An 11,529-nucleotide genomic window follows, 5' to 3' on the forward strand; every position below is an offset into this window, starting at 1 on the left:
CGGCGGGGGCTGATGTGTCAACTGCTCGGCGCCTGTCCTGAAGCTGACATCCTGAGGCGCCGAGTTGACTACCGTGCCGATATGAATCAGCGGAGCGACACGCGCGCGTCTGCCGCGAGCCCTGTCGAGATCAGGCCGGCCATCGACGACGACCTTCCCCAGATCGTTGACATCGTGAACTACACGGCGATGAACTCAATCGCCAGCTTCGCCACCAGGCCGACCAGCGTGGCCGAGCGTCGCGATTGGTTTGGGCAGTTTTCCGCGACCGGTCCCTTTCGTGTGCTCGTTGCCCGACGTGGCGACCAGGTGCTGGGCTATGCCTGCAGCCAGCGATACCGAGACCACGAAGCCTTCCGGGCGACGGTTGAGGCGAGTGTCGCACTGCGCGTCGGTTGCCGGGGTCAGGGCATCGGCACCTTGCTCTATCGGGCCCTGTTCGAGCGCCTTGCCGACGAGCCGGTTCACGTCGTTCTCGCAGGCATAGCGATGCCCAATGACGCATCCGTTGCGTTGCATCGAAAGTTCGACTTCACGGAGGTCGGAGTGTTTCGGGAGTATGCCGTCAAGAACGGGCAGTACATCAGCTCGCTGTGGATGCAGCGCATTTCCTCGCGCTGACCTCCTTCATGACCGGGATCGCTCGGGGGCCGCGCCGGAGAAGGCCGACCGTCGCGAACGTAGAGCAGCAGCCGGTCAAACTTCAGTGAGAACGGTCAAAGTTCACTGAGACGAGTCAATTAAAAGGGCAGGTCAAGTGGGGTCTTAGATTTATCTGGGCTCGTGTAGCCCAAAGGCGATCACTGTTATTTTTGGCCAGCAGTGAAGGCGAGTCCCGCACGGCCCTGCATCACCGATGAGACGTCCCACTCATCCGGCTGGTGACTACTCGAAGGCGAAAAACCGATGTACCTGGAGCAGTTAGAAGCACCCGACGGTCATCAAGGGGAGTGTCCGCGCTGCCATGCCACGCCAAATCCAGCGCGTTATTCCTCTGTGCGGGCACGGTTCGTGTCGATCTCGCCGTTGGTTGGTTCTCTCGCCGCTTTGATCGCGGCGATCAGGAGCTAGCAAGCTCATGGCCCATGCCGCGCGCCGCACAAGGGGCATGATCCGGATGTGGTCAGCAAGTGCTGTACAGCAGCGGAGTACAGCAACCAACGCGACCACGATCGACCCTCAGCCAGTCCAGGCAGCCGACTGACCAGCCGGGCAGACCTCAGCGGCTCAAAGCCCCCGCCGGGGAAACCTGGCGGGGGCTTTTTGGTGTCGTACAGCAGCGAAGTGCAGCAACTACGCCCGATCGGCCCGGAAACAATGCTGAGGGTTCAGCTCGTTGGGTGGACGTGGACGAGTGGGAGCGATCGGCCATAGCCGACCGTCTCCCCTTCGGCGTAAAGATCATCGAGAATCACGCTGATCACCGCCAATGCTTCGAGCAACACGATTGGTTCAGCGGTCCGCGACAACTTCCAAAGCGATCTTGAGATGTCGCCCTGTCATGCCCTTGGCCTTGGTAATGCCGAAGGCGTACCTGTCGATAGTAGTAGTGCCGCTGGCCGTGATCCGCTTGCCAGCGTAGGCAACAGAGTCGAGCGTGACGGCGACCGGCCGAGTCACCCCGCACACAGTCAGCTCACCCTGCAAGGTGGCATCTGCAGCAGATCGTTCCAGGCGCTGGCTCCGGAAGCTGATCTCGGGATGTTGAGCCACATCCAGGTAGTCGGAGGACCTGACGTGGTCATCACGCTGCTGATTGCCCGACTCGAAGCTTCCTGACCGCATCACGACGTGCACCAACAACTCTTCCGCTGGGTCAGCCACAATGATCCGGCCGTGATCGACAGTGAAGGTGCCGTGAACTGGAATCAGCCCGAACATGGCGCGTGTGTCGAAGCGAACCGTTGATGCCACCGGATCGATGTCGTACGTACCTGATGCTGGTAAGGGCTGGTTCCCTGAAATTGCCATGAGCTCGTAGCCTCCGTGTGCTGAAGATCAACCGTGATGGATCAGGCTCTCGCAGCTGCAGCGGGTATGCCAGCCCCCAGGTAGGCAGAAGTCCCGGAACGACTTTGTTGTGCCGTTGAACGGCGGAGCTGCCGCTCCTGAGCTGTTGGATGACGCTGCGGCCCCTAGCGGGCCGCGAAGCGCTCAGCATGTAGCTCGAAGGAGTGTTCGCGCAGTTCAGCGGTGACGAACTTGTAAGGCGGTGGTCAGCGAGTGCTGTACAGCAGGGAAGTACAGCAACCACCGCAACCACCGTCGATCGACAGCGGCCCCGACCGACCAGCCCAGCAGACCTCAGCGACCGCCCCGCCCGTAGTTCGGGACGAAGAGGTCGTGGGTTCAAATCCCGCCACCCCGACTGAAGGAACACAGGTCAGGGCCGCCTACGAAAATTCGTAGGCGGCCCTGATTCGTTGTGCGTGACTACCCGCGTGGCTGCCGGCCGGGGGCGCTGGGGGTCTTGGGGATCGCGGTGGGGTTGCCTTCGACGTCGGCGTGATCCCCAACAGAAGGGGCGCGTCTCCTCTTTGCGGCCGCCGGCGGGAGGCGCCCCGCGCCCCGCAGCACGTTCGGATCCCCTCGTGGCGGTCTGTAACTGTCCCTACACTGTGCACACCGCGACATCACACACTTCGGGGGGACCGATGTTCCGGCGAGCGGTAATGGCGCCCGGCGTGCCTGAAGAGGGGGTGGTGCCGACCGGCCTGCCGCGGGCGCGTCGGTTGTGTGCCTGGGCGTTGGATTTCGCCGTCATCGTGGCCGTGGCCGCGCTGCTCGGCTGGTTCACCTTCCACCGGGTCGGTGCCGAGGTCACCGATGTGACGAGCCTGGCCGGGACGAGCGCTTGGGAGGTCATCACCTCGCATGGCGATATCGCGGGGGCGGGTCAGGGCGTCGGGGAGTCGCTTTGGCGCTCCGCGGTGAACGCCGTCCAGCAGGCATTCGCGGCGCTGGTCGCGTTCGCCTTCGCCTACCACTTCCTCTCGCTGGCCGTGATGGGCCGCACCCCGGGTCAGGCGTTGACGGGCCTGTGCGTCGTGCGGCGCCGGGGCGGCGGGCGGCCCGGGCGGGGCCGGGTGGCGGTGCGCGCCGCGGTGAGCACGCTGGTCGAGGTCGGTTGGTATGCGCTGGCCTGCTGCCTGCTGGCCGGGGGTGCGGTCGTCTTCTCGGTGTTGTGCTGGATCGTCGCCATGGCCTTCTTCGCCGTCAACGCGGGGCTGGCGCTGCTCGGCTCCCGGAGGTCGCTGGCCGACCGGCTGGCTGGTGTCACGGTCACCGGCGCGTGGCGCGTCCGGGCCGCGATCGCACGGATCAGGGGGCGGCGCGGCGAGATGGCCGGATGAGGAGCCGGAGCCTCACGGACGCTCCCTTCCACAGGGGCAGAGGGTAGAAAGGGCGTATGGCGCGCCGTTCCTTAGCCTCCGCTTCCGAAGCCTCCGTTGCGGAAACTTCCCGTACCGAAGCTTCCGCTTCCGAGCCCTCCCAGCCCCGTACCGACCCTCCCGAATCCGACGCCGAGGCGATGGTCACCGCCGTGTTGACCGCGTCGCGGCTGCTTGTGGCCGTCTCGGCCCGGTCGTTGGCGGCGGTGGAGGAGTCGCTGACGCTGCCGCAGTTCCGGATGCTGGTCGTCCTGGACGCCGGAGGGCCGTTGAGCCTGTCCGGGCTGGCCGGGGAGCTGGGGGTGCGGCCGTCGACCGCCATGCGCATGATCGACCGCCTGGTCACGACGGGCGTGGTCGCGCGGGGCGGCTCCGCCGAGGACCGGCGTACCAGCGTGATCTCGCTCACCCAGGGCGGTCGGCGGATCGTGGCCGAGGTCACCGATCGGCGGCGTCGGGAGATCGCGCGCATCGTCGACGTCATGCCCGCCGGGCAGCGCCGTCATCTGATCGAGGCGCTGCAGGCGTTCGCCGAGGCGGGCGGCGAGCCGTCCGTCGAGGCCGGTCCGCAGCCCCACGCCGCCTGGTGACCCGCCGCGCCGGGACAGGCCGCCCGGCGCCCGGACGGTGGGCCCGGGTAACCCTGCGAGAATGATCAACTGCTCTGGGAGACCGTAAGTCCGGTGGGTGGCCGGGGGGATGGGGACGTGCGATGAGGCTGCGGGACCGGCTGCGGTATTGGTTCGACGGCACGATGGACCGGGGGACGCCCGCGCTGATCGGCTGGCTCGGCCTCGCGTCGCTGGCGTTGATAGCGGTGGTCTCCACGCTGGTGGTCTCCTTCTCCCACGAGGACACCCGGAAGAGCGGCGGCTGGTCGGGCGTGGTGTGGATGAGCCTGCTGCGGACGCTCGACCCGGGCACCATGGGCGGGGACACGGGCCGGCCGCTGTTCCTGGTGCTGATGCTCACGGTCACGATCGGCGGCATCTTCATCGTCAGCGCGCTCATCGGTGTGCTCACCACGGGCCTGGAGAACCGGATCCAGATGCTGCGCAAGGGGCGGTCGCGGCTGATCGAGCGCGGGCACACGATCGTGCTGGGCTGGTCGGATCAGGTGTTCACGGTGATCGCGGAGTTGGTGGAGGCCAACCAGAGCGCCCGCCGCTCGTGTGTGGTGATCCTCGCCGACCACGACAAGGTCGATATGGAGGACCAGATCCGCCACCGGATCCCCGCGACCGGCCGCACCCGGGTGATCTGCCGATCCGGAAGTCCGCTGGAGCGGGGCGATCTGGAGCTGGTGAGCCCCGACACCGCCAAGTCGATCATGGTGTTGCCCCCGGTCGGGGACGACACCGACACGGACGTCATCAAGGTGCTGCTGCTGCTCAACAGCCGGAAGTGGAAGAGCACGCGGCCGAACGTCGTGGCGGCCGTGGAGAGTTCGGACAACCTGCCGGCGGCCCGTCTCGCCGCCGGCACGAACGCGCTGATCATCGACGCCGACGACATCGCCGTACGGCTCATCGCCCAGGCGCACCGGCAGTCCGGACTGTCCAGCGTCTTCAACGAACTGCTCAGCTTCGAAGGCAACGAGTTCTACTTCCGCGACGAGCCCGCGCTGGCGGGTTCGACGTACGCGGACACCCTGGCCCACTACGCGCAGGGCATGGCCGCCGGGCTGCGCAGGAGCGACGGTGAGGTGCTGGTCAACCCGCCGATGGACACCGTCGTCCGGGCCGATGACCAGCTGCTGGTGGTGGCCGAGGACGATCTGCTGATACGGCGCTCCGAGACCCGGGCCGAGATCGTCCCGTCCGCGATCACCACCGCGCCCGGCCGGCCGCCGGTCCCGGACCGCACCCTGCTGATCGGCTGGAACTCCCGGGCGTCGAAGCTGATCAAGCTGCTGGACAGCTTCGTCGAACCCGGTTCGGCGGTGGACATCGCGGCGCCGCGGCGGCCGCGGAAGGGGGTGCCGGAGGGGCTGAAGAACCTGACGGTCGGCCACAAGCGGTGCGAACCGACCCGCCGGTCGTCCCTGGAGTCCCTCGACCTCGGCAGTTACCAGCACATCGTGGTGCTGTCCGACGACGCCATCGATCCCAAGCGCGCCGATGACCGGACGCTGGTGACGCTGCTGCACCTGCGCGACATCGAGGTGCGGCTCGGTGACCCGTACTCGATCGTCACGGAGATGAACGATGACAGCAACCGGGAGATCGCCCAGGTCACCAAGGCCGACGACTTCATCGTCAGCACCAAGGTCATCAGTCTGCTGCTGACCCAGCTGACCGAGAACCGCGATCTGTACACGGTGTTCATCGATCTCTTCGACCCGGAGGGTTCGGAGATCTACCTCAAACCGGCCACCAACTATCTGGTGCCGGGTGCGGAGGCCAACTTCGCGACGGTCGTCGAGGCCGCGCGGCGGCGCGGCGAGACGGCCCTCGGCTACCGGCTCGCACGCCACGCCGACGTACCGCCCGCCTACGGGGTCTTCCTCAACCCCGACAAGGCCGCGCCGCTGGTCCTGGAGGAGGGCGACGCGATCGTCGTGCTCGCCGAGGAGTAACGCTTCTGCGCACCCGGAAGGCCCAGGGGCTCCGGCTACTGGCGGCTCAGGGAGCGGCTGATGCCCGCCGCGGTCGTGGTGGCCAGGATCCAGCCGGTGACGATCAGGAGGTACGAGAGCCACTGGTACGCGCCCTGCGGGGCGAAGGCGCTCTCCTGCCCGAAGCCGATGATGGGGAGGAGCAGGTCGAGGGTGTAGAAGACCGGGTTGAAGTCGGGGGCCTCGCCGGACTTCAGGGGCCGCGGATGGTGGAGGGCGAAGGCGACGGCGCCGGTGAGGAGCAGCGCGGAAAGCCAGCCCGCGGCCCGCAGGGGGCGGAAGCCGTAGCCGACGGTGACGTCCTGGAGATGGCCCCAGACGCGGGCGTAGCGCGGCAGGGTGCTGCGGTGGCGGCGGAGCTTGGCGAGCTGGACGGTGCGGGCGGCGGCCTCGTCGCCCGCGGCGCGGTAGGCGGTGGTCAACTGCTCGTAGGAGGCGGGGAGATAGCCCTCCACCTCGCGTTCCAGGAGCGGTAGCCGCTCTTCGGCGGGGAGGTGCGGGGCGAGGCTGCGGTAGCTGAGGCCGTCGATCTTGACGCGGTCGGGCCAGACCTCGGGACGGATGTGCAGCAGGTCGATCTGCGAGCGGCGCAGGTTCACGTCGCCCTCGACGGGGGCGGCCTCGCGGAGCCACAGTTCGCCGATGACGCAGCTGCTGGCGCGCAGGGCCTGGCCGCCGGGGTGGGACAGCCGGGCGTAGGCGAGGTTGAGGTGGCGGGGCATCCGGGCCCCGCTGAGGTTGACGTGTCCTTGCGCGCGCAGCCGCATGGCGTGCAGATCGTTGCCGACGGACAGGTTCTCGGCGTGCAGGGCGATGCCGCCGGGGGCGTGGAGTGCGCTGTCGTCGAGGTTCACCTGACCGGCGACGGTGGCCTCGTTGAGCCGTAACTGCCCATGGGCGACGAGACGCCTGGCCTGGACATCGGTGCCGATGACCGCGTGGTTGAGCTGCAGCAACGGTTCCTCGCAGGGGGTGTCCGGAGTGCCCAGACGCGCCCCGTCGAGGAAGAGCCCTCCGGCGATCTGCGCCCCGGCGAGCCGCACCGGGCCGGTCGTGCGGCATTCGGTCATCCGCAGGACGCCCTCGGTGTGCAGGGCCCCGGCCGTGAGCCCGGGCAGCACGGAGCGGCTGAGCACCAGGACGCGCAGCCGCGCCCCGTACAGCTGCGGGGTCCGCTCGAAGTGGCAGGACCGCAGCCGTACGGCGTGCTCGACCGCCCCGTACTTCAGGCGCAGCTCACCGGTGATGCGCGCGCCGATCAGCTTCAGGCCCGCCACCTCGCCGTCGCGCGTGGGCCCGTCGAGCAGCAGCGCGCGCAGCACCTCGGCTCGTATGGTCCGCTCGGGCCCCCAGGAGCCGCCGCTTTCGGGGTCGTCGTCGGCGCCTTCGCGGAAATCGACGCTCTCATCGAGCGGGAAGGCCCGCCAGACGCGCCGCTCCGCCGGTGTCAGGTCCGTGATCTCCACCGGCGGGATCGTGTCGCGGCGGCGTTCGGGGTGTCAACCGCGCTGTGTTTCGCGGTGCTTGGACTCGGCGGCGGTGGTCTCGGACGTGGTTTCCGCGGTGGTTTCGGTGCCGGTCTCGGCAGTGCTTTCGGCGGTGGCTCCGGCCGCGGGGGCCGCGGCGGGCTTGGGGCGGATGAGGCGGCGCGCCAGGGGCTCGGTCCAGCGGGCGGTGAGGGGGCCGACGATGACGAGGATCAGGACGTACGCCGTGGCCAGGGGGCCCAGCTGTGGTTCGATGCCCGCGGTGACGGCGAGCCCGGCGATGACGATGGAGAACTCGCCGCGCGCCACCAGGGTGCCGCCCGCGCGCCAGCGGCCCTTGGCGGAGAGCCCGGCGCGCCGCGCGGCCCAGTAGCCGGTGGCGATCTTGGTGCAGGTGGTGACGACCGCCAGGGCGAGGGCGGGCAGCAGGACCGGCGGGATGCTGGCGGGGTCGGTGTGCAGGCCGAAGAAGACGAAGAAGACGGCGGCGAACAGGTCGCGCAGCGGGCTGAGCAGGTTGTGGGTGCCCTCGGCGACCTCGCCGGAGAGGGCGATGCCCACCAGGAAGGCGCCCACGGCGGCGGAGACCTGGAGCTGCTGCGCTATCCCGGCGACCAGCAGGGTCAGGCCCAGCACGACCAGCAGCAGCTTCTCGGGGTCGTCGCTGGAGACGAAACGGGAGATATGACGGCCGAAGCGGACGGCGACGAAGAGGACGAAGCCCGCGACGCCGAGCGCGATGGCCAGGGTGATGCTGCCCGCGGCCAGCCCGACACCGGCCAGCAGGGCGGTGACGATCGGCAGATAGACGGCCATCGCCAGGTCTTCGAGGACCAGGATGGACAGGATGACCGGGGTTTCGCGGTTGCCGAGCCGCCCGAGGTCGCGGAGGACCTTGGCGATGACGCCGGACGAGGAGATCCAGGTGACCCCGGCCAGCACCACGGCGGCCACCGGGCCCCAGCCCAGCAGCAGCGCCATGATCGCGCCGGGCAGGGCGTTGAGCGTGGCGTCGACCAGCCCGGCCGGGTACTGGGTCTTGAGGTTGCTGACCAGATCGCTGGCGGTGTACTCCAGCCCGAGCATCAACAGCAGCAGGACGACGCCGATTTCGGCGCCGATCGCGACGAACTCCTCACTGGCCCCGAGCGGCAGCAGCCCGCCCTCGCCGAAGGCCAGCCCGGCGAGCAGGTAGAGGGGGATGGGCGAGAACTGGAAACGTCCGGCGAGGCGGCCCAGCAGTCCCAGGCCGAGGATGACCGCACCGAACTCGATCAGGAAGACGGCAGAAGAGTGCATCCGTCTGTCACTCCCGACCCAATATCGCCGCGGCGGCTTCCACGCCCTCGCGCGTGCCGATCACGATCAGGATGTCGCCTCCCGCCAGCCGGAAGTCCGGGGCCGGGGAGGGGATGGCGTCCGCCCGGCGCAGCACGGCCACGATGGAGGTGCCGGTCTCGGTGCGGGTCCGCGTCTCGCCCAGCACCCGCCCGTTCCAGTACGAGTGCGAGGACAGCTCGATCCGCTCGGCGACCAGCCCCAGCTCGGTGGTGGACAGCAGCGTGGGGCTGTGGTGCGCGGGCATCAGCGCGCTGATGAGCGCCTCCGCCTCGCCGGAGGTGAGCCGGGTGGCCAGGGCGCACTCGTCGGGGTCCTCCCGGCGGTACGCGCTCAGCGTCCGTCCACCGTCCCGGTGCGCGACCACCGACAGTCGGCCCTGGTCCCGCGTGGTCAGGTCGTAACGGACTCCAATGCCCGGCAACGGCGTACTGCTCAACCGCGGAACCCCCACAGCCATCCCCTCCTCGTGGTCTTCGCGCTGGTAGCGCGGGTCGAAGTGTCGTCCGCCCACCGTAACAAATGGTAAAGAGTAAGTAATGGCGGAAAGTGATCCGTGGCTCGGTGGAACAATCCGCGTTCGGGTGTCCGTACCCCGGCAGGCGCGCGAGAAAGACGGTGATCATGATCGAGTGGCGGCAGCTCAGCGTCGGTATGAGGCCCGTACCCGAGCCCGTCGCCACCCCGGTCATCTGGTCCGCGGCCTTCGCCGGGGCCCTGCTGCTGGTGGCCGTCCTCAACTCGCTCGGCGGCCATGGGCGGCCGACGCTCGCGCTGATCGCGCTGTCGCTGTTCGCCGCCGTGCTCGGGCTGTGCGCGCGGTTCGTGGCGGCACCGGGGACGGCCGTGCTGTGCTGGCTGTTCCTCAACGGCTTCGCCATCCCGCCCGCCGGCGTGCTGACCTGGGCGGGCGACCGCGACAGCGCCTGGCTCGGGTGTCTGCTCGGCGCGGCCGTCGTCGGAACGGCCTGCGCCCGCGTCGTCAACGCCCGCGCGGGCTACCGCCGGATCACGCCACGCGACGGCTGAGCGGGGGCTGGGTGACACGTTCCGCGAGCCGGGTTCGGTATGGCGTCCCGGTTCGGGTAGGGCGTCCCGGTTCTCGGTACGGCGCGCCGGTTCGGTCCGGCCTGAGCGCGGCGTGACCCGGGCGCGGAGCCCAGGCCACGCCGGTCGCCCCGCGGAGGGTTACTCCTCGTTGCCGTAAGGCCGGGTGATGATCTCCATGCCATGACCTGCCGGGTCCATGAAGTACAGCCCGCGGCCGCCGTAATGGTGGTTGATCTCGCCCGGCTGCTTACCGTGCGGATCGGCGTAATACGTGATGCCCTGCTCCCGTATCCGCTGGAACGCCGCGTCGAACTCCTCGTCGGAGATGAGGAACGCGTAGTGCTGCATGGTGATCGACTCGGCGGGGACGCTGGCGAAGTCCAGGGTGACCCCATTACTGGTGGAGACCGGTATGAACGGGCCCCAGGCGTCCCCCACCTCCAGGCCCAGAATGGCGGCCAGGAATTCGGCGGATTCGCGGTTGTCCCGGGAATGGACGATGGTGTGGTTCAGCTCGACTGACATTGTGGAATGCCTCCCGATAAGGCAATCTCACGGGCACCTCCATGCCTCACCCGGTCGGTGACCGACACGCGATGCCGTATCTTCGATCCTAGGCACCATCCGGCTCGCCCGTCGAGCCTCTCCCGAGCGCCGCCACGCTGAAGATTCCGCCCTCCGCGTCGCGGAGCGCCGCGACGCGGCCGTAGGGAGTGTCGACCGGCGGGGAGACGACACTTCCGCCGAGTTCCACGGCGCGTTCGGTGACCTGGTCGGCGTCCGCGACCCGGAAATAGGCATGCCAGCGGGGCCGCACACTCGGATCGGGGGCGGCTTCCAGGGCGCCGCCGCGCAATCCCGCCACGGCCTTTCCGTCGATGTGCAGGACCACGCGGTCATGCTCGAAGCGGACGTCACACCGCTCCCGCGCCTGGGCGTCCCAGCCGAAGACATGGCCGTAGAAGAGCGCCGCTTCGAACGCGTCGCGCGTACGCAATTCCAGCCATACCGGGGCGCCCGGCCTGCGCTCGCCCCACCAGGCGGAGGTGAGATCGCCCTCCCAGACACCGAAGACCGCGCCGTCCGGATCGGCCGCCCAGGCCACCCGGCCGTTGCCGAATTCCAGCGGTCCGACCGCAACCGTGCCCCCGCGCTCCTGGACGCGCCAGGCCACCTCGTCCGCGCTGTCCGCCGCGAAATACGTCGTCCAGGTGACGGGCAGCGTCACACCCGCCGTCGGGGCCGACGCACCGATACCAACCGTCGGTACGCCATCTTCGGTACAGGCGATGGTGTAACGGCCGTGCCCGTACCGCGTGGGCCGGAACGTCCAGCCGAAGAGGTCTCCGTAGAAGGCGTGAGCGCGGTCCAGATCGGCTGCCATCAGGCTCACCCAGCAGGGTGCTCCCTGGACAGCGCGGAACCTCTCCCGCAAGCCGCTCACCTCACTCCGCTCACTGCGCGTCCCTCGCGACTCAGGCCGCGTCCACCGCCATGGACGGCCCTTCCGCGCGCAGCCTTCATCGCTCGCGCGTCACGCCCGATATCTTCACTTTCCTCCGATCTCCCGGACCGCGCCACCGCACTGATCGCGAAGCGCCCCGGGGAGCGGCCGCGGCCATGCTGTGGTACATCACACCGGGGC

General features: G+C 68.9%; 11 protein-coding genes. 5 read left to right on the forward strand and 6 right to left on the reverse strand.

Annotated elements, in window-relative coordinates; translation table 11 throughout:
* Positions 1 to 81: 81 nt before the first annotated feature.
* Entirely contained in the window at positions 82 to 621 is a 540-nt protein-coding gene (locus ABZ562_RS04505; RefSeq protein WP_361473896.1) for an N-acetyltransferase family protein, read from the forward strand.
* 831 nt (positions 622 to 1,452) lie between these two features.
* Here ABZ562_RS04505 and ABZ562_RS04510 read toward each other — a convergent pair.
* On the reverse strand, positions 1,453 to 1,971 hold the full coding sequence (locus ABZ562_RS04510; RefSeq protein ID WP_361473898.1) for a YceI family protein: 519 nt from the start codon (positions 1,969 to 1,971) through the stop codon (positions 1,453 to 1,455).
* A 713-nt stretch (positions 1,972 to 2,684) separates the two neighbouring features.
* Here ABZ562_RS04510 and ABZ562_RS04515 point away from each other — a divergent pair.
* The 3 genes from ABZ562_RS04515 to ABZ562_RS04525 all read left to right on the forward strand — a co-directional run bounded on the left by ABZ562_RS04515 (position 2,685) and on the right by ABZ562_RS04525 (position 5,970).
* Positions 2,685 to 3,353 carry an RDD family protein gene (locus ABZ562_RS04515; protein WP_361473901.1) on the forward strand — a complete coding sequence of 223 codons (669 nt, stop codon included), beginning with the start codon at positions 2,685 to 2,687 and terminating at the stop codon, positions 3,351 to 3,353.
* Positions 3,354 to 3,544: 191 nt separating this feature from the next.
* On the forward strand, positions 3,545 to 3,982 hold the full coding sequence (locus ABZ562_RS04520) for a MarR family transcriptional regulator (RefSeq protein ID WP_361473903.1): 438 nt from the start codon (positions 3,545 to 3,547) through the stop codon (positions 3,980 to 3,982).
* Between the two features lie 122 nt (positions 3,983 to 4,104).
* Positions 4,105 to 5,970 carry a potassium transporter TrkA gene (locus ABZ562_RS04525; protein WP_361473906.1) on the forward strand — a complete coding sequence of 622 codons (1,866 nt, stop codon included), beginning with the start codon at positions 4,105 to 4,107 and terminating at the stop codon, positions 5,968 to 5,970.
* Between the two features lie 35 nt (positions 5,971 to 6,005).
* Here ABZ562_RS04525 and ABZ562_RS04530 read toward each other — a convergent pair whose 3' ends face one another.
* From ABZ562_RS04530 to ABZ562_RS04540, 3 genes are read right to left on the reverse strand one after another with little or no spacing between them, the layout of a single operon-like run.
* Complete coding sequence (locus ABZ562_RS04530; protein ID WP_361473909.1) at positions 6,006 to 7,475, reverse strand: membrane-associated oxidoreductase; 1,470 nt, start codon at positions 7,473 to 7,475, stop codon at positions 6,006 to 6,008.
* 33 nt (positions 7,476 to 7,508) lie between these two features.
* Complete coding sequence (locus ABZ562_RS04535; RefSeq protein WP_361473912.1) at positions 7,509 to 8,795, reverse strand: cation:proton antiporter; 1,287 nt, start codon at positions 8,793 to 8,795, stop codon at positions 7,509 to 7,511.
* Positions 8,796 to 8,802: 7 nt separating this feature from the next.
* Positions 8,803 to 9,294 carry a TrkA C-terminal domain-containing protein gene (locus ABZ562_RS04540; RefSeq protein ID WP_361474043.1) on the reverse strand — a complete coding sequence of 164 codons (492 nt, stop codon included), beginning with the start codon at positions 9,292 to 9,294 and terminating at the stop codon, positions 8,803 to 8,805.
* Positions 9,295 to 9,458: 164 nt separating this feature from the next.
* On the opposite strand from ABZ562_RS04540, the gene ABZ562_RS04545 reads away from it, so the two are divergent.
* Positions 9,459 to 9,863, forward strand: a complete 405-nt coding sequence (locus tag ABZ562_RS04545; RefSeq protein WP_361473915.1) for a hypothetical protein — start codon at positions 9,459 to 9,461, stop codon at positions 9,861 to 9,863.
* Positions 9,864 to 10,022: 159 nt separating this feature from the next.
* Here the strand turns inward: ABZ562_RS04545 and ABZ562_RS04550 are convergent, their stop codons facing one another.
* Complete coding sequence (locus tag ABZ562_RS04550; RefSeq protein WP_055546271.1) at positions 10,023 to 10,409, reverse strand: VOC family protein; 387 nt, start codon at positions 10,407 to 10,409, stop codon at positions 10,023 to 10,025.
* An 88-nt stretch (positions 10,410 to 10,497) separates the two neighbouring features.
* A complete protein-coding gene (locus ABZ562_RS04555; RefSeq protein WP_361474046.1) occupies positions 10,498 to 11,268 on the reverse strand; it encodes a VOC family protein in 771 nt (256 codons plus the stop codon).
* Positions 11,269 to 11,529 lie beyond the last annotated feature (261 nt).

Origin of the sequence: Streptomyces sp. NPDC019937 (assembly GCF_040631655.1) — a bacterium.
Taxonomy (GTDB): domain Bacteria; phylum Actinomycetota; class Actinomycetes; order Streptomycetales; family Streptomycetaceae; genus Streptomyces.